The sequence below is a fragment of the Paraburkholderia sp. BGA-UO-ETr-F21 genome, from assembly GCF_059567925.1.
Window position 1 is genome coordinate 112,972 of sequence record NZ_JCAQOY010000005.1, and the last position, 20,512, is coordinate 133,483.

Sequence of the window (20,512 nt, forward strand, 5' to 3'; positions counted from 1 at the left end):
GGTTGAGGGGCCGTTAAAGGCAGCAATAGAGACAGCGGCTCGGCACAGCAGGCCCGGCGCGGCGAACAGGCGCCTTTGCTATACTTCGCGAATGATAGCGAAAATCAATGGCGACCGGGCACTCGCGCTCGCTCGCGACGTGCTCGACATCGAAGCGGACGCCGTGCGCGCGCTTCGCGATCAACTCGACGATGGTTTCGTCGGGGCGGTCGATTTCATCCTCGGCTGCCGCGGGCGCGTAGTCGTTTCCGGCATCGGCAAATCCGGCCACGTGGCCCGCAAGCTCGCGGCCACGCTCGCCAGCACCGGCACGCCGGCGTTCTTCGTGCACCCAGCGGAAGCCAGTCATGGCGACCTCGGCATGGTCACTGCCGACGACGTGTTCGTGGCGCTGTCCAATTCCGGTGAAACCGAAGAACTCGTGGCGATCCTGCCGCTCATCAAGCGGCTCGGCGCGAAGCTGATTGCGATGACGGGCCGCCCGTCATCGAGTCTCGCACAACTGGCCGACGTGCACCTGAATTCCGGGGTAGCGAAAGAGGCCTGTCCGATGAACCTTGCGCCCACCGCCAGCACCACCGCCGCGCTCGCGCTCGGCGACGCGCTCGCGGTCGCGGTGCTCGACGCGCGTGGCTTCGGCCGCGACGACTTCGCCCGCTCGCATCCGGGCGGCGCGCTCGGCCGGCGCCTGCTCACTTATGTACGCGACGTCATGCGCACCGGCGACGAAGTGCCGAAGGTCACACCCGAGGCCACCGTGCGCGACGCGCTGTTCCAGTTGACCGCCAAGCGCATGGGCATGACCGCGATCGTCGATCACGCGGACCACGTGGCCGGCATCTTCACCGACGGCGACTTGCGCCGCGTGCTCGAACGCGACGGCGATTTCCGTCAGTTGCCGATCGCCTCCGTGATGACCGCCGGCCCGCGCACCATCGGTCCGGATCAACTCGCGGTGGAAGCCGTGGAACTCATGGAGCGCCACCGCATCAATCAGATGCTGGTCGTCGACGAAGCAGGCAAGCTGATCGGCGCACTCAACATGCACGACCTGTTCTCGAAGAAGGTGATCTGATGGCCCTCGCTCCCGCCACCGCAACCGAACGCGCAAGCCGCGTGAAGCTGATGATTTTCGACGTCGACGGCGTGCTGACCGACGGCGGCCTCCTGTTCACGGCGGAAGGCGACACGATGAAGGGCTTCAATTCGATGGACGGCCACGGCATGAAGCTGCTGCGCCAGGCCGGCATCGAAACGGCGATCATCACCGGGCGCAAGTCGGGCATCGTGGCGGCGCGGGCGAAGGAAATGAACATCACGCACGTCTACCAGGGCGTGCAGGACAAACCCCTGGCGTTCGCAGACCTGCTGCAGCAAACCGGCATGACAGCGGAACAATGCGGCTACATGGGCGACGACTGGGTCGATCTCGGCGTGATGCTAAAGGTCGGCTTCGCGGCCGCGCCGGCCAACTCGCACCCCGAAGTGATCGCGCGGGCCCATTGGGTCAGCGAAGCGCGCGGCGGCCATGGCGCGGCGCGCGAAGTCTGCGATACGTTGCTGCGTGCGCAGCACAAATACGAGGCGTTGCTCGCGGCCGCCTGTAGCGGCGAACAGCGAGGCCTCGTCGGATGAACCAGTTTCGCCTGACTTCGCTGATTCCGCTGGTCGCAATGGCTGCGCTCGCCGGTATCACGTGGTGGCTGTTGCAGGCCACCCTGCCCCGGCAGAACGAAGGCGTGGTGCGTCCCAAGGAACACACGCCGGACTACTTCGCCGACAACTTCTCGATTTCCGAACTCGACCAGTCGGGCTCGACGCAATACCGGCTGACTGCGCAATCGCTGATCCACTACGAAGACGACGAGCTGAGCGACATGGTCAAACCGGCCATGCGCGCGTTCCAGCCCGGCAAACCAATCGTCACCGCGACCGGCGACACCGGCAAGGTGAACGGCGACGCGTCCATCGTCGATCTGTACGACAACGCGCGCATCCTGCGCGCGCCCGGCTTCGGAGATCCGCAGATGCAAGCGGATTCGCAGCATTTTAGGGTGCTGGTCAACGACGATGTGATCGAGACCGAAAAGCCGGTTAAACTTCAGCGCGGCATGTCGGTGATGACTGCCAGCGGCATGAACTACAACAACGTCACCCGGGTGATGCAGCTGTTCGGCAACGTGAAAGGCTCGATCGCCCCGTCCGAAGCAGGCGGCAGCTCGCCCAAGCAACCCGGGTAATCCATTCCAGGCGTGACTGCATGAACGAATCGTTCCCCCGTTTTGATACCGGCCGCTCGCGCTCCCTGTCCGCGTGCCGCGCCGGACTCGCCGCGCTGATCGTCGCGTTGCCGCTCGCCGGCTTCGCGCCGCTCGCGCACGCGGACCGTGCCGACAAGGACAAGCCGCTGAACGTCGAAGCGGACAACATGACTTACGACGACCTCAAACAGGTCAATATCTTTACCGGCCATGTGGTCGCGACCAAAGGCACGATCGTGATCAAGGCCGACCGCGTCGAAGTGACACAAGACCCGCAAGGCTATCAGTACGCCACCGGCACCTCGAGCGGCGGCAATCTGTCGTATTTCCGCCAGAAGCGCGAAGGTCTCGACGAATACATCGAAGGCACGGCCATTCGTATCGACTACGACGGCAAGCAGGATCTGACCACGCTCACCACCAACGCCACCGTGAAACGCCTGCAAGGCCTGTCCACGGTCATGGACCAGGTGCACGGCAGCGTCATTACGTACGACGGCCAGAGCGACTTCTATACCGCGAAGGCAGGTAAGGACGTAGCCGGCCCGGGTAACCCGACCGGCCGCGTGCGCGCCATGCTGGCGCCGCGCAACGGCGGCGCCGCGCCGCTGAACGGCGCGTCGGCCACGCTTGCGCCGTCCACTACGATCCAGGGAGCGCCGAACCAGTGAGCACCTCCGCGTCCCTCCCCAATCGCAAGCCGGCCGGCACCAGTAGTTCGCTGGCAGTGCGCAACCTGAAAAAGCGTTATGGGTCGCGCACCGTCGTCAAAGACGTGTCGCTCGACGTCAAAAGCGGCGAAGTGGTCGGTCTGCTCGGGCCCAACGGCGCGGGCAAGACCACCTCGTTCTATATGATCGTCGGCCTCGTGCCGCTCGACGCGGGTGAAATCGATCTGGACGGCAAGTCGATCAGCCTGCTGCCGATCCACAAGCGCGCTTCGCTTGGGCTGTCATACCTGCCGCAGGAAGCTTCGGTGTTCCGCAAGCTCAGCGTCGAACAAAACATTCGTGCCGTGCTCGAATTGCAGCACGAAGACAACGGCAAGCGGCTTAGCAAAGACACCATTACGAGCCGCACGGAAGCCTTGCTCGACGAATTGCAGATTTCGCACTTGCGCGAAAATCCGGCGCTGTCGCTCTCGGGCGGCGAACGCCGCCGGGTCGAAATTGCTCGCGCGCTGGCCACCAATCCGAGCTTTATTCTGCTCGACGAACCGTTCGCCGGCGTCGACCCGATCGCCGTGCTCGAAATCCAGAAGATCGTCAAATTTCTGAAGCAGCGCAACATCGGCGTGCTGATTACGGACCACAACGTGCGCGAAACGCTCGGCATCTGCGATCACGCTTATATCATCAGCGACGGTAGTGTGCTGGCAGCCGGCGCCCCGAGCGACATCATCGAAAACGAAAGCGTGCGGCGCGTCTATCTGGGCGAGCACTTCCGCATGTAAGCGCATCAGGGATTCCCGGCGGTGCGAGCGCGCACCCGCCGGCTCCCCGTGCGGCAACCGCACACGCGTATTTTCGACCCGGGCCGATTCGCGCCCAGCACCGCCCAACACCGCCCGAAAGAGCGCACGAGAGTGCACGCGAGAGGCGCACGCGTAATTGCGAATGTCGCAAGGTATCGCGGTCGTGGCAAACTCTCTACAATGAATCTCAACTTGCCATGAAAGCCAGCCTCCAACTCCGCCTATCGCAGCATCTTGCGCTGACGCCGCAACTGCAGCAGTCCATCCGGCTGCTTCAGTTGTCTACGCTCGAATTGCAGCAGGAAGTCGCAATGGCGATCTCGCAAAATCCACTCCTCGAGAACGAGGACGACTGGATCGCGAGCCCGCTGCGCGTGGCGGCCGACGGCTCGCTGATCGCCCAGACGCCGAATTCGTCCGCTCCGCCCGACCAGATGGGCGGCAGCACGTCGTCATCGTCCACCAGCAGCAGCGAGCGCGCCGAGAACGGCGAGCCGCAGGGCGTGGACGAATACAACGGCCTCGGCGGCGACAGTAACGGCGACGCATCCCAGTGGAATCTCGACGACTACGGCCGCTCGGGCAACGCCTCGGACGACGACGACCTGCCGCCGCTGCAAATCCACGAATCGAGCACCTCGCTGCGCGACCACCTGATGGCGCAATTGCGCGTCACCCAGGCGGGCCAGCGCGACCGGGCGCTGATCACCTTCCTGATCGAATCGCTCGACGACGACGGCTACCTTGCCGCCACGCTCGAGGAAGTGCAGGCCGATCTGCCCGAAGAACTCGAAGTCGACCTCGACGAACTGAATGCCGCGCTTGCGCTGCTGCATAGCTTCGACCCGGCCGGCGTCGGCGCCCGTTCCGCGTCGGAATGTCTCAAGCTGCAATTGCTGCGGCTCGATGCCTCACCCACTCGCACGCTCGCGCTCGATATCGTCGCCCACCATCTGGAATTGCTGGCGGCGCGCGATTTCACGCGTCTGCGCAAGCACCTGAAGGCCAGCGACGACGACTTACGCGACGCCCACGTGCTGATCCGCTCGCTCGAACCGTTCCCCGGCGCCGCTTACGGCAAGGCCGAAGCGGACTACGTCGTGCCGGACATCATGGTGCGCAAAACGGCACAGGGCTGGCAGGCCGAGCTGAATCCGGAAGTCGTGCCGAAGCTGCGAATCAATCACCTTTACGCGAACATCCTGCGCAATAACAGGGGCGATCCGGGCAGCGGTTCGTTGCGCCAGCAACTGCAGGAAGCGCGCTGGCTGATCAAAAATATCCAGCAGCGTTTCGAGACGATCCTGCGGGTGGCGCAAGCTATTGTCGAGCGTCAGAAGAGCTTTTTTGTGCACGGCGAAATTGCCATGCGCCCCTTGGTTTTGCGGGAAATTGCTGATACGCTGGGCCTACACGAGTCAACTGTCTCGCGTGTGACAACCGGTAAATACATGCTGACCCCATTCGGGACGCTTGAATTTAAGTACTTCTTCGGATCACACGTTTCGACTGACACGGGCGGCGCGGCGTCTTCAACGGCGATCCGCGCGCTCATCAAGCAACTGATAGGAGCGGAAAACCCGAAATCTCCTCTTTCAGACAGTCGCATAGCCGAACTGCTGGCGGAACAGGGCTTCGTGGTCGCACGGCGTACCGTTGCGAAGTACCGTGAAGCGCTCAAGATTCCGGCAGTCAACCTGCGCAAGTCTCTGTAGCCCGTCGCCTTCCGTGGCGGGCATTTACCGGCCGCTCCGCTGTTGGCGGACAGGCCGGCCGATGCGACCTGCCAGAAGTCAGTCACCGGGGGACGACTCAGGCAAGTCGACAGATCGACCGGACCTTCCTCATCGTGCGGATCAAGCGGCCACTAGCTTGGAGAAGCACTATGAATCTGCAGATCAGTGGACACCACCTCGAAGTAACGCCTGCGTTGCGCGAATACGTGATCACCAAACTGGATAGGGTGCTAAGACATTTCGATCAGGTCATCGACGGCAGTGTGGTCCTCTCGGTCGACAACAACCACAAGGAAAAGGAAAAGCGTCAAAAGGTTGAAATCAACCTGCATCTCAAGGGCAAGGATCTCTTTGTCGAGAGCTGTGACAGCGACCTGTACGCTGCGATCGATCTGATGATCGACAAGCTTGACCGGCAAGTCATTCGCCATAAGGATCGCCTGCAAGGCCATGCGCATGAGGCGATCAAGTATCAACCGGCGCCGCAACTAGACGTGCCGCCGCAGTAAGGGAACCTGGAGGATTTTTTCATTCGCTCTTCGTTTTCCCTTAACCAGCAAAACCGCCCGAACCCGGGCGGTTTTTTGTTTCTGGACGCCCATTTCTCGCATGGCCGCGTGGCATATCGACGCTAGAACATAACTCACGGCGCATTGATGGCGCGTCGCACCATCCGTGGCTACCCTGTTCTATAATGTTCCGGTTACCATCGGGGTCAAAGTTAGCTCAAGCGGAAAAAACGGTCGGCCGGAGTCCTGCGCTTTTTGCACCTCCACGCTCGTCGCCGCGAGCATCAAACGAATGGAACGCCACTCAAACGCCCCAGCGAGGAGAACCCAGGCCACGTTTTCGCCTGTCAACATGAATCGTTTAGCCAAATTTCTTCCCCTCGAGAACGTCGTCGTCGGTCTTTCGGTCACCAGCAAGAAGCGTGTGTTCGAGCAAGCGGGCCTGATCTTCGAGAACCAGAACGGCATCGCCCGTAGCACGGTCACTGACAATCTGTTCGCGCGTGAGCGCCTCGGATCGACTGGCCTCGGTGAAGGCGTGGCGATTCCGCATGGCCGGATCAAAGGCTTGAAGCAGCCGCTCGCCGCGTTCGTCCGCCTTGCCGAACCCATCCCCTTCGAATCGCCCGACGGTCAGCCGGTCTCGCTGCTCATCTTCCTGCTCGTGCCGGAACAGGCCACTCAGCAACACCTCGAGATCCTTTCGGAAATCGCCCAGTTGCTATCCGATCGCGAAGCCCGCGAGCGCCTGCACACGGAAGAAGACCGCGAAACATTGCATCGCCTGCTCACTCAGTGGCAACCTTGATGTATCGGCGGTTATCCGCACGCCGGTTATCCGCCCGCACGCGGATACTGCCCGGCAAGGCAAGCGGCTCGCGCTAGCGTGGCCTTCGCTTTGCCCGGCAAGCGGCCCACACTGGAGTCACTGACTCATGGATACGTCCAGCATCAACGCCCAGAGCATTTTCGACGATAACGCCGCCACGCTGAAGCTCAGCTGGTTGACGGGGCATGAAGGCTGGGAGCGCGGCTTTTCTTCGGAATCGGTCGCCAATGCCACGTCGAGCGCCGACCTTGTCGGCCACTTGAACCTGATCCACCCGAACCGGATCCAGGTGCTCGGCGACGCCGAAATCGACTACTACAAGCGCCAAACCGATGAAGACCGCTCGCGCCACATGGCCGAGCTGATCGCGTTGGAACCACCGTTTCTGGTGGTGGCGGGCGGCGTCGCGGCGCCGCCGGAACTGGTGCTGCGCTGCACGCGCTCGTCCACGCCGCTATTCACCACGCCAATGTCCGCCGCCGCGGTGATCGACAGCCTGCGCCTCTACATGTCGCGCATTCTGGCGCCGCGCGCCACGCTGCATGGCGTGTTTCTCGACATCCTCGGCATGGGCGTGCTGCTCACCGGCGACTCGGGCCTCGGCAAGAGCGAACTCGGGCTGGAACTGATCAGCCGCGGCCACGGACTCGTTGCCGACGACGCGGTGGACTTCGTGCGTCTCGGTCCGGACTTCGTTGAAGGGCGTTGCCCGCCGCTGCTGCAAAACCTGCTCGAAGTGCGCGGCTTGGGCCTGCTCGACATCAAGACCATTTTCGGCGAAACCGCGGTTCGCCGAAAAATGAAGCTCAAGTTGATCGTGCAACTGGTCCGCCGTCCTGATGGCGAATTCCAACGCCTGCCGCTGGAGAGCCAGACCGTGGACGTGCTCGGCCTGCCGATCAGCAAAGTCACGATTCAGGTGGCAGCCGGCCGAAACCTGGCGGTGCTGGTCGAAGCAGCCGTGCGCAATACGATCCTGCAACTGCGCGGCATCGACACGCTGCGCGACTTCATGGATCGCCAGCGCCTGGCGATGCAAGACCCCGACAGCCAGTTTCCCGGCAAACTGATCTGAGTCCACGAGACCATGCCTTACCGCAGCCAGCGGCAGGTCGGGTACGCGCATGGGGACCAGATGCTATGATGAAATGTACGGTTTCGACGACTCCATGCGCATAATCCTGATCACCGGTATATCCGGCTCCGGCAAGTCAGTTGCCCTGAACGCGCTTGAAGACGCAGGCTATTACTGCGTCGACAACCTGCCGCCGCGTTTCCTGCCGCAACTGGCTTCCTATCTCGCCGAGGACGGGCAAGATCGCCTTGCCGTCGCAATCGACGCGCGTTCTAGCGCCTCGCTCGACGAAATGCCCGCCATGATCCGCGACCTGTCGCGTGCCCACGACGTGCGGGTGCTGTTCCTGAACGCAAGCACACAATCGCTGATTCAACGCTTCTCCGAAACGCGCCGCCGCCATCCGCTGTCCGGTTCGACCGCGCGCGACGCGGACGTCGGCCTGCTCACCTCACTCGCCGAAGCGATCGAGCGCGAACGCGAACTCGTGGCGGGCCTGGCCGAGTTCGGCCATCAGATCGACACCAGCAATCTGCGCGCAAACGTGTTGCGCGCGTGGGTCAAACGCTTTATCGAGCAGAAAGATTCGGGCCTCGTGCTGATGTTCGAGTCGTTCGGCTTCAAGCGCGGTGTGCCGCTCGACGCGGATTTCGTCTTCGACGTGCGCACCTTGCCGAACCCGTATTACGATCATGAATTGCGGCCGCTCACGGGCCTCGACAAACCCGTGATCGACTTTCTCGATGCGCTGCCGGTCGTGCATGAAATGATCGACGACATCGAGAAATTCCTCGCCAAATGGCTTCCGCATTTCCGCGACGACAACCGCAGTTATCTGACCGTCGCGATCGGTTGCACCGGTGGCCAGCATCGCTCTGTGTTCATTGCCGAGACGCTCGCCGCGCGTCTCGCAGCTTCGGCGAATGTCATTGTGCGGCACCGCGATGCGCCGGTCGAAGCCGGCGAATCATCGAAGTTAGTGGCTTAACCGGCCGCATCGCGCGGCCTCAACTCGAAGCGTTGCGCCATGTCTTCTACTTCTACTGTGCTTGCCGATGTGCCGCTGTTTCCGCTGCATACGGTGCTGTTTCCCGACGGACTGCTGCCGCTGAAGATTTTCGAAGCGCGCTACCTCGACATGGCGCGCGACTGTCTGCGGGAAAAAACGCCATTCGGCGTGTGTCTGCTGAAGAGCGGCGCGGAAGTCGCGCGCGAGGAAGAGCCTTCGGTGCCCGAAGCAATCGGCTGTCTCGCCGAAATCGAGGAATGCGACGTCGAAGCCTTCGGCATGCTGCTGATTCGCGCGCGCGGCACACGGCGTTTTCGCCTGCTGTCGCATCGCGTGGAGACAAGCGGCCTGCTGGTCGGCATGGCGGAACCGCTCGGCGAGGACACGCCGCTCGAAGGCAATGAGCAGCTGGCCAAATTCGGCGCATGCGCTGAGGTGCTCGAACGGATCATCGCGACCATCCGCGAACGGGATCCGGAAAGCCTGCCGTTTGCGCAGCCATTCAGGCTCGACGATCCGTCATGGGTGTCGAACCGTCTGGCCGAAGTGCTGCCGATCGCGCTGCGTGCTCGCCAGAAACTGATGGAATTGCAGGATGCCGGAGCGCGCATCGACGTGGTTCATCACTACATGCAGCAACATCAATTGCTCTGAAAGCGGCCGCCGTGCTGCAGCCGGCTTGATCAGATCAGCGAGCCCTGCAAGCTGTCCAGCAGTTTGCGCACCGGCGCGGGCACGCCGAACGAATCGAGATCGCTGAGCGCGACCCACGCGGTGTCCGCGTCGCCCAACGCCGCCAAGGCGCCCACGCCACGATCCAGTTCCGCGAGCCGCGGTTCGATATCCAGTTTGAAATGCGTGAACACATGCGTGAGCGGCGCCAGCGGCGAAACCGCACCGTCTCCGCCGAAGGCACGCGCACGCTCGGCGAGCGAGGTTTCGTCGGCGGCTTCGGGGAGGCTCCACAAGCCGCCCCAGATACCCGAAGGCGGCCGCTTCTCCAGCATCACGGCATTGCCGTCGCGCAGCACCAGCATCCATGTGCGGCGCGTCGGCACCGCCTTCTTCGGACGCGCCGTCGGCAATAGGCGCTGACGCCCCGTCACGTTCGCCACACAGTCGGCGGCGAACGGGCAGCGCAGGCAGTCGGGCTTGCCACGCACACACAAGGTCGCGCCGAGATCCATCAAGCCTTGCGTGTACGCACTGACTTCTGCGTCCGATGCATTCGACGGCAGCAGCGACTCCGCCAGCGTCCACATCGCGTTCTCGACTCTCTTCTCGCCCGGGAATCCTTCGACGCCGAACACGCGCGCGAGCACGCGCTTGACGTTGCCGTCGAGAATCGTCGCACGCGCGCCGAATGCGAACGACGCGATCGCCGCCGCCGTCGAACGGCCAATGCCCGGCAACTCCGCCAGCGCCTCGACCGATGCCGGGAACGCGCCGTCATGCTGCTCGACCACGACCTGCGCGCAGCGATGCAGATTGCGGGCACGCGTGTAATAGCCAAGGCCGGCCCACAAAGCCATGACGTCGTCGGACGGCGCCGCGGCGAGCGCAGCGACAGTTGGAAAACGCGCGAGGAACTTCGCGTAATACGGAATCACCGTCGACACCTGCGTCTGCTGCAGCATGATTTCCGACAGCCAGATGCGATACGGATCTCGCGTGTTCTGCCACGGCAGATCATGCCGGCCATGCTGACGCTGCCACGCGATCAGGCGCGTGGAAAAATCGGACATGGCCGGAAAAGCGGGCGCTGCAGGCGCATCGGATGGCGTTGAACGCGGAGTTAAGCGAGAAGGCATTGAAGAGTTAGCGCTGGCAGGTGGGGCAGAAATACGTTGAACGCTGCCCCTGTACGATCTGTTTGATCGGCGTTCCACACACGCGGCACGGCAGCCCCGCGCGATCATAGACGAAATAGTCGAGCTGAAAGTAACCGCTTTCGCCATTGCTGCCGACGAAATCACGCAGCGTGCTGCCGCCCTTCTCGATCGCGGCGGCGAGCGTCACGCGCACGGCGTCCGCGAGCAGATCGTATCGTACGAGCGAGACGCGCCCCGCCGCCGTGGTCGGCCTGATGCCGGCGCGAAACAGGCTCTCCGACGCATAGATATTGCCCACGCCCACGACGATTTCCCCGGCCAGCAGCGCCTGTTTCACCGACACTTTGCGCCCGCGCGTGAGCCGGTGCATCAGCGCGCCGGAGAACGCGGGCGAAAACGGCTCGACGCCGAGGCCCGCAAGCAGCGGATGTTCGAGCACGTCGCCGGCTTCGCGCGGATGCCACAGCACCGCGCCGAAGCGCCGCGGGTCGCGATAGCGCAAAATGAACTCGTCGAAGATCCAGTCGATGTGATCGTGTTTCGCCGCGGCCGGCGGATGCGGTACATGGCGCAGCACCCGCAGTGTCCCAGTCATGCCAAGATGCACAATGAACCAGCCCGCGTCGATCTCGAACAACAGGTACTTGCCGCGCCGCTCGACCTTGCGCACCACGTGGCCGCGCAACGTTTTCGCAAGATCGGCCGGAATCGGCCAGCGCAGCGCGGGCGTACGAACATCAACGCGTTCAACCTTGCGCCCGGACACATACGGTTCGATTCCCCGTCGGGTAACCTCAACTTCTGGCAACTCTGGCATGTCTAACTGGTCTGCAACTTGCGTGAGTGGTTGTGCGCGTATTGTAGCGAGCGCGTTACAATCGTCCGAAACATTGAACGGATTTCCATGAACTTGTCCTTCGTGAAGCTGTTTTTGAAGCGCCCGGCTAGCGCACTCCGCGTACCGCACGCCGTGTCCGCTCGCCGGATGCTCGGCGCGGCGGCGCTTGCCGTCTGGGCGCTGGCTGCCGTGCCCGCGCACGCGCAGGACTCGGATGACACCTCGGTCACCCTGCCGGACCCGCTTGGCCCGGCATCGGCGGAAGACCAGAAGTCCCTGCCTGGTGTGCCATTGACGAGCCAGATCGTATTCCAGGTGCTCGCCGCCGAAGTCGCGCTGCAGCGCGACCAGCCGGCGCCCGCCTATCAGACCTACCTCGCGCTCGCGCGCGACACGCACGATCCGCGCATGGCGCAACGCGCCACCGAAATCGCGCTGGCCGCGCAAAGCCCGTCGGATGCGTTGGCCGCCGCGCAATTGTGGCAGCAGTATGCGCCGAACTCGGAACGCGCAGCGCAACTGGACGCGTCGCTGCTCGTGCTGTCCGGCAAGCCTGACGACGCGGAGCAGATCCTCGCCCGCGAACTCGCCAGGGTGCCCGCCGCCAATCGCGGCAGCGCAATTCTGGCGTTGCAACTGCTGCTCTCGCGCGGGCCGAACCGGATCGGCGGCCTGCACGTGCTGCAGGATCTGCTCAAGAACGACATGAACCGGCCGGAAGCGCAACTGGCCATCGCCCGCCAGCAGCTCGTTTCGGACGACGCGCCGGGCGCGCGCAAGTCGCTCGAGCAGGCGCTTGCGCTCAAGCCCGACTATTTGCCGGCCGCGCTGATGCTGTCGCAAATGGGCCCGGAAGAGCGCAAGGAAGGCATCGCCTCGCTCGAAAAGTACGTGCAGCAAAACCCGAAATCGCATGACGCGCGTCTCGCGCTCGCCCAGATGTATCTGGCGAGTGACCGTCTGGACGACGCGCAGAAGCAGTTCGAGATCATGCACAAGAACAACGCGAACGACCTCACGCCGCTCATGGCGCTCGCGCTGATCAAGATCCAGCAAAAGAATTTCAACGAGGCGCAAACGTACCTCACGCAGTACGCACAGCAGGCCGAGAAAACGCCGGGCGCCGATCCGGGCCAGGCGTACATCTATCTTGCGCAACTGTCGCTCGAACAGAAGAACGATGCGGCAGCGGGCGACTGGCTGAACAAGATTTCGCCGTCGAGCCAGCAATTCGTGCCGGCGCAGATCACGCGCGCGCAATTGCTCGCCAAGCAGGGCAAGACCGACGACGCGCGCAAGTTGCTAGCCAACCTGCAGGCGCCCGATCCGCGCGACCAGGCACTGATCTTACGCACGGACGCGGCGATCCTGTTCGACGCAAAGCGCTATCCGGAGGCGGAAACACGCCTGCAGCAAGCCACGGCGCAGTTTCCCGACGACCCTGATCTGACCTACGACTACGCGATGTCCGCCGAAAAGACCGGACATTACGACATCATGGAAGCGCAGTTGCGCAAGCTGATCCAGACGCAGCCGGACAATCCGCAAGCGTATAACGCGCTCGGGTACTCGCTGGCTGATCGCAATCAGCGCCTCGCCGAAGCGGACAAGCTGGTCGAGAAGGCATCCTCGCTGGCGCCGAACGACGCGTTCATCATGGACAGCGTCGGCTGGGTCAAATACCGGATGGGCGATACGTCGGACGCGATCAAGCTGCTGCGTAAAGCCTACGACCTGCAGCCGAATGCCGAAATCGGCGCGCACCTTGGCGAAGTGTTGTGGAAAACCGGCAATCAGGATCAGGCACGCGCCGCTTTCCGCGACGCGCGCAAGCTCGAACCGGACAACGACACGCTGGTCAAAACGCTCCAACGTCTTCAGGTGAACGATCTTTGATGCGTCTTTCCCGTCTGATTTCCCTTCCCCGGGCGCCGCGTGGCGCGGCGCTCGGACTCGCAGCGGCAGCGGTTGTCGCATTGTCCGGCTGTGCCTCTGTGAAACCGCAGGGGCCGTCCACGTCGAATGCGGCGACCTCTGTGACCGCGCAGACGAGCCGTGCTTACCAAGGCCGCTTCGCGGTCCAGTACGACGATCAGAACGGCCAGCAGCGCAATGCCTACGGCAATTTCAGCTGGCAGGAAACCGGTGACACAGTGACCCTGGAGTTGCGCAATCCGCTCGGCCAGACGCTGGCGGTGGTGACGTCGTCGCCGGCTTCGGCCACGCTGGAATTGCCCAATCGCCAGCCGCTCACAGCGGATAACGTCTCCACGCTGATGCAGAATGCGCTCGGCTTCGCGTTGCCGGTCGAAGGGCTGCGCTATTGGCTGCAACCGTCGCCCGCGCCCACTTCGCGCGCCAGGACCGAGAAGGACCCTGATCAACCTTCGCGGCTAAAAGAGATTACTCAGGACGGCTGGACGATCGACTACCTGGCGTACGCCGAAGCACCGGCCACCGGTGTGAAGCGCGTCAACCTGAGCCGCTCGCAGCCGCCTCTCGACATCAAACTCGTTCTGGATCAGTAACCCGCGCCGCTTCACGCACCGCCTCACGCACCGCCTCACGCACCGTTGCGCGCGCGACCTTGCCGCTTCTTCTGCGTCATCTGGCGCATGTAGCCTCAACTCATGATTGAAACGACCGATTCGCTGCGCGATTGCCTCGCGCCAGCGAAACTCAACCTCTTCCTGCACATCACCGGCCGCCGGCCGGATGGCTATCACACGCTGCAAACGGTCTTCCAGTTGCTCGACTGGGGCGACACCCTGCACTTCAAGCGACGCGACGACGGACTCATCACACGCAGCACCGAGATCGCCGAGGTGCCGCCGGAGCACGACCTGACCGTGCGCGCCGCTACGCTGCTCAAAACGCATACAGGTTCGCCTGAAGGCGTCGATATCGAAATCGAGAAGCGCCTGCCAATGGGCGCCGGCCTCGGCGGCGGCAGCTCCGACGCGGCGACGACGTTGCTCGCGCTGAACCGTCTGTGGAAGCTCAACCTGCCGCGTCTCGAATTGCAGGCGCTGGCGTTGAAACTCGGCGCCGATGTGCCATTTTTTGTTTTTGGAAAAAATGCGTTCGCACAGGGTGTCGGAGAAGCATTAGACGTTGTACAATTGCCGCCGCGCCATTTCCTAGTAGTGACGCCGAGGGTTCATGTTCCGACTGCAGCGATTTTTTCTGAAAAAGCGTTGACAAGAGATTCAAAACCCCTCACAATTACGGACTTTCCTGCAGAACTTAGCTGCAACACTGAATGGCCAGAAAGCTTTGGCCGGAATGACATGCAGCAGGTTGTCGTAGGGAAGTACGCGGAAGTAGCGCAAGTGCTGCGATGGTTTGAAAACATCGCGCCAGCGCGGATGTCTGGATCAGGTGCAAGTGTCTTTGCAGCGTTCCGTAGTAAAGCTGAAGCAGAAGCGGTGCAAACCAAACTGCCAGGCGAATGGAACAGCGCAGTGGCGGCAAGTCTCGATCAGCATCCACTCTTTACTTTCGCGTCATAAGTTTTGCATCGCCGAACGAAACTCCACGTTCGGCGGAGCTCAGAGTTAGTGTAGGGGAGTCGCCAAGCTGGTTAAGGCACCGGATTTTGATTCCGGCATGCAAAGGTTCGAATCCTTTCTCCCCTGCCAAAATTTCTCGCATTTCCCCTCGCCCCCAGCCTGAAGTAGGTGCACGATGAGCAGCCATGACGGCCTGATGGTTTTTACTGGCAACGCAAATCCCGCGCTTGCACAGGAAGTCGTCAAAATTCTCGGTATTCCCCTCGGCAAAGCAATGGTTAGCCGTTTCTCGGACGGTGAAATCCAGGTCGAGATTCAGGAAAACGTGCGTGGCAAGGATGTCTTCGTCCTGCAGTCCACGTGCGCACCGGCGAACGACAATCTGATGGAACTGATGATCATGGTCGATGCGCTCAAGCGCGCATCCGCAGGCCGGATCACCGCAGCCATCCCCTACTTCGGTTATGCCCGTCAAGATCGCCGCCCGCGTTCCGCGCGCGTCGCCATCTCGGCGAAGATCGTGGCGAACATGCTGGAAATCGCCGGCGTAGAGCGGATCATTACGATGGATCTGCACGCTGACCAGATTCAAGGCTTCTTCGACATTCCGGTCGACAACATCTACGCTACGCCCGTGCTGCTCGGCGATCTGCGCAAGCAGAACTACGAGAACCTGCTGGTCGTTTCGCCGGACGTCGGCGGCGTGGTGCGTGCCCGGGCATTGGCCAAGCAACTGAATTGCGATCTCGCGATCATCGACAAACGCCGCCCGAAGGCGAACGTTGCCGAAGTGATGAACATCATCGGTGAAGTCGAAGGCCGCACCTGCGTGATCATGGACGACATGGTCGATACCGCCGGTACGCTCTGCAAGGCAGCTCAGGTTTTGAAGGAGCGCGGCGCAAAACAGGTGTTCGCTTACGCGACTCACCCGGTTCTGTCAGGCGGCGCAGGCGAGCGTATCGCTGCTTCCGCACTCGACGAACTCGTTGTCACGGATACGATCCCGCTCGGCGAAGAAGCCCGTTCGTGCGCCAAGATCCGTTCGTTGACCAGCGCCGGCCTGCTGGCCGAAACGTTCTCGCGGATTCGCCGCGGCGATTCGGTCATGTCGCTGTTCGCTGAAAGTTAAGTATTTGCGAAGGTGCAGCGCGTCGCTCATGGCGGCACACTGCGCTTTCGCGCAATCGGCATGAACGAACGAAGGTTCGTGCCGCAGCTCTGGGGCCTCAGCCGTAATGGCTTGCAGGCCCCGTTTTTACTGCCTGGTCGCGGGCAGTGCATTGGAGATTCAAAATGAAAGTAGTCGCTTTCGAGCGTTCTTTGCAAGGTACGGGTGCGAGCCGCCGCCTGCGTATCTCGGGCAAGACCCCGGGCATCGTATATGGCGCTGGTGCTGAAACGCAATTGGTCGAACTGGACCACAACGCGCTGTGGCACGCGCTGAAGAAAGAAGTTTTCCACTCGTCAATCCTCGATCTGGAAGTGGCAGGCAAGTCGCAACAGGTTCTGCTGCGCGACGTGCAATACCACCCGTTCCGTCAGCTCGTGCTGCACGTGGACTTCCAACGTGTCGACGCCAAGAAGAAGCTGCACACCAAGGTGCCGCTGCACTTCATGAACCAGGAATCGAACCCGGCAGTGAAGCTGTCGAGCGCGGTGATCTCGCACGTCATCAACGAAATCGAAATCGAGTGCCTGCCTTCGGCACTGCCGGAATTCCTCGAAGTTGATCTGGCGACGATCGAAGCAGGTCACTCGGTTCACGCCAAGGACATCAAGCTGCCGGCAGGTGTGTCGCTGGTTGCTCACGTCGAAGCAGAAAACCCGGTGGTCGCAGCTGCAACGATCCCGGCTGGCGCAATCGCTGAAGGCGATGCCGCTGCTGCTGAAGGTGAAGGCGAAACGCCGGCTGCTTAAGGGCCACGAGGCACTGAGCAAGTAATCCTCTCGATCCGTTTCAATGAAACGGTCGATGTGACCCGCCGAGGTTCGCCCCGGCGGGTTTTTTTTCGGTTTTTTTCGGCTCGGCTGCGTTCGCCTTCCGGGCCAGACGGACCTACGCAATCATGATCAAGCTGATCGTCGGCCTCGGCAATCCGGGCGCCGAATACACTGCGACGCGCCACAACGCCGGCTTCTGGCTGGTCGATCAACTGGCGCGCGAAGCAGGCACGACGCTGCGCGACGAGCGGCGTTTTCACGGTTTCTACGCCAAGGCACGGCTTCACGGCGAGGAAGTGCATCTGCTGGAACCGCAGACGTATATGAACCGCTCGGGACAATCGGTCGTGGCGGTTGCTCAGTTCTTCAAGATTCTCCCGGACGAGATTCTGGTCGCGCACGACGAACTCGACATGCTGCCCGGCAGCGTCAAGCTGAAGCTCGGCGGCGGCAGCGGCGGCCACAACGGGCTCAAGGACATCACCGCGCATCTGTCGTCACAGCAATACTGGCGGCTGCGGATCGGCATCGGGCATCCGCGGGATCTTATCCCGGAAAGCGCGCGCGCCGGCGCCAAGCCGGATGTCGCCAACTACGTGTTGAAGCCGCCGCGGCGGGAAGAGCAGGATGTGATCGATGCATCGATCGAGCGTGCGCTGGCCGTGATGCCGCAAGTCATCAAGGGCGAGCTTGAACGCGCGATGATGCAGCTGCATCGCAACCCATAGACTCCGCTGCTGGAACCTGGATCGCCGTATCGTCGTCGACCGCAACTATCCTGCGCAGGACCCGAGCCGGTGCTTTGCGCCAACGCCGGTCGGCCGCTTTGTATGAGGGAGAATCGCTTGAGCCGCTATTGGAGTGACATCGTTCATCATCTGACGCCGTACGTGCCCGGCGAGCAGCCCGTGGTTGCGCATCCGGTGAAGCTGAATACCAACGAAAATCCCTATCCGCCGTCGCCCCGCGTACTCGAGGCCATCCGGCAGGAACTCGGCGACTCGGCAGAATCGTTGCGCCGTTATCCCGATCCAACTGCGCGAAGACTCCGCGAAACGGTCGCCGCCTACCACGGCATCCGCGCCGACCAGGTCTTTGCAGGTAACGGCTCGGACGAAGTGCTCGCCCTCACCTTCCAGGCACTGCTCAAGCACGACAAACCTTTGCTGTTTCCGGACATCACTTATAGCTTCTATCCGACCTACGCGCGGCTTTTCGAAGTCGACTACCAGACCATCCCGCTCGACGATAGCTTCGCAATCAACGTCGACGATTACGCCTCGCCGAATGGCGGCATTCTGTTCCCGAACCCGAACGCGCCGACCGGCCGGCCGCTGCCGCTCGCCGATATCGAGCGGCTCGTCGCGGGCAATCCGGATTCCGTGGTGGTAATCGACGAGGCGTATGTGGATTTCGGCGCCCAATCGGCCGTCGGCCTGATCGATCGCTATCCGAATCTGCTGGTCGTTCAGACCGTGTCGAAGTCGCGCTCGCTGGCCGGCATGCGCGTTGGCTTTGCGTTCGGCAGCCCGGAATTGATCGACGCGCTGAATCGCGTGAAGGATAGTTTCAACTCCTATCCGTTAGACCGCCTCGCACAGGTCGCCGCCACTGCAGCATACGAAGACGACGCCTGGTTTCGCGACACGTGCGCCAAGGTCATCGCGAGCCGTGAACGGCTGGCCGCCGGGTTGACGGCGCTGGGCTTCGAGGTGGTGCCGTCGGCGGCGAATCTTCTGTTCGCGCGCCACGAAGGCTACGATGCTGCGACGCTCGCGTCACAGTTGAGGGAAAAGGAGATTTTCGTGCGCCATTTCAAAGCGCAGCGAATCGACCAACACTTGCGGCTCTCAGTCGGCACCGACGCCGAATGTGACGTTCTGCTGGGCGCGTTGCGCGACATCTTCGGTACATACGTCGGATAGCGCGGCGTACAGCTTAAAAAGCACGGTATAAAAAAACGGCGAGTCCAAAAGGTCTCGCCGCTTTTTTTAAAACTCCGTACCTCACTCGCTTTTTGCAGCCTGTAGCGCGTGGTATTTCGCCATCAGCGCATCGGGCGTTTCCAGATGCTCCGGATCGCGCGGAATACACTCGACCGGGCACACCTGAATACACTGCGGCTCGTCGAAATGCCCGACGCACTCAGTACACTTCTTCGGGTCGATCACATAGATTTCCGGGCCCATCGAAATCGCGTCGTTCGGGCACTCAGGCTCGCATACGTCGCAATTGATGCACTCGTCGGTAATCATCAAGGCCATACTGCCACCAACTTTGCTAGAAAAAACAATACATTATAGCTTTTTCAGCCTATCGACGGTCGCGCATGACTGCCCAAAATCACGTTTGCGTGTTGCGGCTGAGTTGCATAGGTGTTGCAAATTGTGCCGCGCAAAGTCCAGATAGCATGCCGAGCGATGACCAGCAAGACGTTTAGACACAATTGCGACGTATGCGAGCCGGAGTGCCCGAGCGACGCGATTTCGATGGGCCCGAAAATCAGCGTGATCAACTAATCGAGGGAGCACCCAGCCACTCGTCATTGAACCGGTCGCGGAAAGGCTCAATTATCTCTTCAAATCGAGTGAAGCCCTCTTCCCGCATCTGACGCGCAAAGGAAACACTCCTCTCAGTTCCTGTCACTGCTGCCCAGAAAAAGTGAACGATACCGGCCGGGTCGCGACTGCTCATTCGCGCCAAGGTCATGCGGATGCCGGCCTTGAGCTTGGGAGACGCATGATCCGAGTCGAGAATCGGATTGAACACCAACTCGTTGAGATACGCGAGGACTTCGGACTTCTTCTGCTCGTTTCTTGAGGTTTGCATGTCTTCCCCTTCGGCCGGTGGCTGTTCCCTTACTGCACGCGCTTGTAGATTGCCTTGTTGCCGCTCGTTCGACCCACATGGATTGCGACCTGCGGCAAGCTACCCTCAACGGCCTTGCGAAACGCTTTGCCGAAGATTTTGCGTTCGCCAGCGTTCAACGCCTTCCAATCATCCGGTAGGCACACGTCATCGGTATGAAAGGTGGTATCCGGTGGCAAGGAACTTGCATGGTCAACCGCTCTAGCGACAATCCCAGTGATATCCACATCCTTTGCGTCGTTCTCGTCGGGCTCGTCCAACGCGGCACGAATTGCCTCCTCAACAAACGCCTCAAAATCTACCTTGCGCTCGACACACTCATTTAGCGCCTTTGCCAGCAGCGCGTCATCGACCTCAATACAAGCTTTCATCACAGATCTCCTCTATTGATGAGTAACAATGAGAAAATCATACGACAAGTGCCTTTGGATGTAAAGGAACGATCTCATTTGTTGATGAGAAAAATAGCGGGGACGACTTGTCGTCTCGACCGACACGAGCCACGAGAAGAAATGCGTTGTTGAGCGAGCGGACGCCGGCACCGTTGCGAGCCTCACTACTAGGCGCGGTCCGACGCGCCAAGTTCACAGTAGCCGTACGACGGCACTCTGTACGTTAAACTAGC

At 61.7% G+C, this 20,512-nt stretch carries 23 protein-coding genes and 1 tRNA gene; 19 read left to right on the forward strand and 5 right to left on the reverse strand.

Translation table 11 applies throughout. The features are described from left to right. The first annotated feature begins 91 nt into the window (after window positions 1-91). From kdsD to AC57B1_RS01985, 11 genes are all read left to right on the forward strand, one after another. Complete coding sequence (gene kdsD / locus AC57B1_RS01935) at window positions 92-1,075, forward strand: arabinose 5-phosphate isomerase KdsD (protein ID WP_496416410.1); 984 nt, start codon at window positions 92-94, stop codon at window positions 1,073-1,075. Beyond that, on the forward strand, window positions 1,075-1,635 hold the full coding sequence (locus AC57B1_RS01940; protein ID WP_496416411.1) for a KdsC family phosphatase: 561 nt from the start codon (window positions 1,075-1,077) through the stop codon (window positions 1,633-1,635). Before kdsD ends, AC57B1_RS01940 begins: the two co-directional genes overlap by 1 nt. Then, complete coding sequence (gene lptC, locus AC57B1_RS01945) at window positions 1,632-2,240, forward strand: LPS export ABC transporter periplasmic protein LptC (protein WP_408483339.1); 609 nt, start codon at window positions 1,632-1,634, stop codon at window positions 2,238-2,240. The genes AC57B1_RS01940 and lptC overlap by 4 nt, the downstream gene beginning before the upstream one ends. 20 nt (window positions 2,241-2,260) lie before the next feature. Next, window positions 2,261-2,932, forward strand: coding sequence for a lipopolysaccharide transport periplasmic protein LptA (gene lptA / locus AC57B1_RS01950; RefSeq protein ID WP_091796797.1), 672 nt, complete (start codon window positions 2,261-2,263; stop codon window positions 2,930-2,932). After that, window positions 2,929-3,714 carry an LPS export ABC transporter ATP-binding protein gene (lptB, locus tag AC57B1_RS01955; RefSeq protein WP_091796798.1) on the forward strand — a complete coding sequence of 262 codons (786 nt, stop codon included), beginning with the start codon at window positions 2,929-2,931 and terminating at the stop codon, window positions 3,712-3,714. The genes lptA and lptB overlap by 4 nt, the downstream gene beginning before the upstream one ends. A 218-nt stretch (window positions 3,715-3,932) precedes the next feature. Beyond that, a complete protein-coding gene (locus AC57B1_RS01960; RefSeq protein WP_496416412.1) occupies window positions 3,933-5,450 on the forward strand; it encodes an RNA polymerase factor sigma-54 in 1,518 nt (505 codons plus the stop codon). Between the two features lie 170 nt (window positions 5,451-5,620). Then, window positions 5,621-5,980, forward strand: a complete 360-nt coding sequence (gene hpf / locus AC57B1_RS01965; RefSeq protein WP_007179410.1) for a ribosome hibernation-promoting factor, HPF/YfiA family — start codon at window positions 5,621-5,623, stop codon at window positions 5,978-5,980. A gap of 292 nt (window positions 5,981-6,272) precedes the next feature. After that, the gene (locus AC57B1_RS01970) at window positions 6,273-6,788 is read left to right on the forward strand and encodes a PTS sugar transporter subunit IIA (RefSeq protein ID WP_091796800.1); all 516 of its coding nucleotides are present in this window, start codon (window positions 6,273-6,275) and stop codon (window positions 6,786-6,788) included. A 127-nt stretch (window positions 6,789-6,915) separates the two neighbouring features. After that, window positions 6,916-7,884: an HPr(Ser) kinase/phosphatase gene (gene hprK / locus AC57B1_RS01975; RefSeq protein WP_007179412.1), complete on the forward strand. Its 969-nt coding sequence runs from the start codon at window positions 6,916-6,918 to the stop codon at window positions 7,882-7,884. Between the two features lie 94 nt (window positions 7,885-7,978). Continuing rightward, window positions 7,979-8,872: an RNase adapter RapZ gene (rapZ, locus tag AC57B1_RS01980; protein ID WP_091800827.1), complete on the forward strand. Its 894-nt coding sequence runs from the start codon at window positions 7,979-7,981 to the stop codon at window positions 8,870-8,872. Between the two features lie 39 nt (window positions 8,873-8,911). Further along, window positions 8,912-9,547: an LON peptidase substrate-binding domain-containing protein gene (locus AC57B1_RS01985; RefSeq protein ID WP_091796801.1), complete on the forward strand. Its 636-nt coding sequence runs from the start codon at window positions 8,912-8,914 to the stop codon at window positions 9,545-9,547. Window positions 9,548-9,576: 29 nt separating this feature from the next. Here AC57B1_RS01985 and mutY read toward each other — a convergent pair whose 3' ends face one another. Then, window positions 9,577-10,704 carry an A/G-specific adenine glycosylase gene (mutY, locus tag AC57B1_RS01990; protein ID WP_496416413.1) on the reverse strand — a complete coding sequence of 376 codons (1,128 nt, stop codon included), beginning with the start codon at window positions 10,702-10,704 and terminating at the stop codon, window positions 9,577-9,579. 7 nt (window positions 10,705-10,711) lie between these two features. Continuing rightward, entirely contained in the window at window positions 10,712-11,542 is an 831-nt protein-coding gene (gene mutM / locus AC57B1_RS01995; RefSeq protein ID WP_408302433.1) for a bifunctional DNA-formamidopyrimidine glycosylase/DNA-(apurinic or apyrimidinic site) lyase, read from the reverse strand. An 87-nt stretch (window positions 11,543-11,629) separates the two neighbouring features. Between mutM and AC57B1_RS02000 the strand changes: the two genes are divergently transcribed. The 8 genes from AC57B1_RS02000 to hisC all read left to right on the forward strand — a co-directional run bounded on the left by AC57B1_RS02000 (window position 11,630) and on the right by hisC (window position 18,944). After that, a complete protein-coding gene (locus AC57B1_RS02000) occupies window positions 11,630-13,459 on the forward strand; it encodes a tetratricopeptide repeat protein (protein WP_496416414.1) in 1,830 nt (609 codons plus the stop codon). After that, a complete protein-coding gene (gene lolB, locus AC57B1_RS02005) occupies window positions 13,459-14,091 on the forward strand; it encodes a lipoprotein insertase outer membrane protein LolB (RefSeq protein WP_496416415.1) in 633 nt (210 codons plus the stop codon). The genes AC57B1_RS02000 and lolB overlap by 1 nt, the downstream gene beginning before the upstream one ends. A gap of 102 nt (window positions 14,092-14,193) precedes the next feature. Then, window positions 14,194-15,075 carry a 4-(cytidine 5'-diphospho)-2-C-methyl-D-erythritol kinase gene (gene ispE / locus AC57B1_RS02010; protein WP_496416416.1) on the forward strand — a complete coding sequence of 294 codons (882 nt, stop codon included), beginning with the start codon at window positions 14,194-14,196 and terminating at the stop codon, window positions 15,073-15,075. 52 nt (window positions 15,076-15,127) lie between these two features. Beyond that, window positions 15,128-15,204: transfer RNA gene (locus AC57B1_RS02015), tRNA-Gln, on the forward strand. A 46-nt stretch (window positions 15,205-15,250) separates the two neighbouring features. Beyond that, complete coding sequence (locus AC57B1_RS02020) at window positions 15,251-16,207, forward strand: ribose-phosphate pyrophosphokinase (protein ID WP_006048037.1); 957 nt, start codon at window positions 15,251-15,253, stop codon at window positions 16,205-16,207. A gap of 164 nt (window positions 16,208-16,371) precedes the next feature. Further along, window positions 16,372-16,995: a 50S ribosomal protein L25/general stress protein Ctc gene (locus tag AC57B1_RS02025; RefSeq protein ID WP_091796807.1), complete on the forward strand. Its 624-nt coding sequence runs from the start codon at window positions 16,372-16,374 to the stop codon at window positions 16,993-16,995. Between the two features lie 149 nt (window positions 16,996-17,144). Then, on the forward strand, window positions 17,145-17,747 hold the full coding sequence (pth, locus tag AC57B1_RS02030; protein WP_496416417.1) for an aminoacyl-tRNA hydrolase: 603 nt from the start codon (window positions 17,145-17,147) through the stop codon (window positions 17,745-17,747). 117 nt (window positions 17,748-17,864) lie between these two features. Continuing rightward, a complete protein-coding gene (gene hisC / locus AC57B1_RS02035) occupies window positions 17,865-18,944 on the forward strand; it encodes a histidinol-phosphate transaminase (RefSeq protein WP_496416418.1) in 1,080 nt (359 codons plus the stop codon). 81 nt (window positions 18,945-19,025) lie between these two features. On the opposite strand, the gene AC57B1_RS02040 is transcribed toward hisC, so the two are convergent. The 3 genes from AC57B1_RS02040 to AC57B1_RS02050 form a co-directional block, all read right to left on the reverse strand. After that, window positions 19,026-19,283, reverse strand: coding sequence for a YfhL family 4Fe-4S dicluster ferredoxin (locus AC57B1_RS02040; protein WP_091796810.1), 258 nt, complete (start codon window positions 19,281-19,283; stop codon window positions 19,026-19,028). A gap of 247 nt (window positions 19,284-19,530) precedes the next feature. Then, window positions 19,531-19,848, reverse strand: a complete 318-nt coding sequence (locus AC57B1_RS02045; RefSeq protein WP_496416419.1) for a hypothetical protein — start codon at window positions 19,846-19,848, stop codon at window positions 19,531-19,533. 29 nt (window positions 19,849-19,877) lie between these two features. Beyond that, complete coding sequence (locus AC57B1_RS02050) at window positions 19,878-20,258, reverse strand: DUF1413 domain-containing protein (RefSeq protein WP_179735909.1); 381 nt, start codon at window positions 20,256-20,258, stop codon at window positions 19,878-19,880. Between the last annotated feature and the right edge of the window lie 254 nt (window positions 20,259-20,512).

Coding starts and splice junctions, on each gene's coding strand:
- kdsD (WP_496416410.1), top strand. CDS start 92: ATGATAGCGAAAATCAATGGCGACCGGGCACTCGCGCTCGCTCGCGAC.
- AC57B1_RS01940 (WP_496416411.1), top strand. CDS start 1,075: ATGGCCCTCGCTCCCGCCACCGCAACCGAACGCGCAAGCCGCGTGAAG.
- lptC (WP_408483339.1), top strand. CDS start 1,632: ATGAACCAGTTTCGCCTGACTTCGCTGATTCCGCTGGTCGCAATGGCT.
- lptA (WP_091796797.1), top strand. CDS start 2,261: ATGAACGAATCGTTCCCCCGTTTTGATACCGGCCGCTCGCGCTCCCTG.
- AC57B1_RS01960 (WP_496416412.1), top strand. CDS start 3,933: ATGAAAGCCAGCCTCCAACTCCGCCTATCGCAGCATCTTGCGCTGACG.
- hpf (WP_007179410.1), top strand. CDS start 5,621: ATGAATCTGCAGATCAGTGGACACCACCTCGAAGTAACGCCTGCGTTG.
- AC57B1_RS01970 (WP_091796800.1), top strand. CDS start 6,273: ATGGAACGCCACTCAAACGCCCCAGCGAGGAGAACCCAGGCCACGTTT.
- hprK (WP_007179412.1), top strand. CDS start 6,916: ATGGATACGTCCAGCATCAACGCCCAGAGCATTTTCGACGATAACGCC.
- rapZ (WP_091800827.1), top strand. CDS start 7,979: ATGCGCATAATCCTGATCACCGGTATATCCGGCTCCGGCAAGTCAGTT.
- AC57B1_RS01985 (WP_091796801.1), top strand. CDS start 8,912: ATGTCTTCTACTTCTACTGTGCTTGCCGATGTGCCGCTGTTTCCGCTG.
- mutY (WP_496416413.1), bottom strand. CDS start 10,704: ATGCCTTCTCGCTTAACTCCGCGTTCAACGCCATCCGATGCGCCTGCA.
- mutM (WP_408302433.1), bottom strand. CDS start 11,542: ATGCCAGAGTTGCCAGAAGTTGAGGTTACCCGACGGGGAATCGAACCG.
- AC57B1_RS02000 (WP_496416414.1), top strand. CDS start 11,630: ATGAACTTGTCCTTCGTGAAGCTGTTTTTGAAGCGCCCGGCTAGCGCA.
- lolB (WP_496416415.1), top strand. CDS start 13,459: ATGCGTCTTTCCCGTCTGATTTCCCTTCCCCGGGCGCCGCGTGGCGCG.
- ispE (WP_496416416.1), top strand. CDS start 14,194: ATGATTGAAACGACCGATTCGCTGCGCGATTGCCTCGCGCCAGCGAAA.
- AC57B1_RS02020 (WP_006048037.1), top strand. CDS start 15,251: ATGAGCAGCCATGACGGCCTGATGGTTTTTACTGGCAACGCAAATCCC.
- AC57B1_RS02025 (WP_091796807.1), top strand. CDS start 16,372: ATGAAAGTAGTCGCTTTCGAGCGTTCTTTGCAAGGTACGGGTGCGAGC.
- pth (WP_496416417.1), top strand. CDS start 17,145: ATGATCAAGCTGATCGTCGGCCTCGGCAATCCGGGCGCCGAATACACT.
- AC57B1_RS02040 (WP_091796810.1), bottom strand. CDS start 19,283: ATGGCCTTGATGATTACCGACGAGTGCATCAATTGCGACGTATGCGAG.
- AC57B1_RS02045 (WP_496416419.1), bottom strand. CDS start 19,848: ATGCAAACCTCAAGAAACGAGCAGAAGAAGTCCGAAGTCCTCGCGTAT.
- AC57B1_RS02050 (WP_179735909.1), bottom strand. CDS start 20,258: ATGAAAGCTTGTATTGAGGTCGATGACGCGCTGCTGGCAAAGGCGCTA.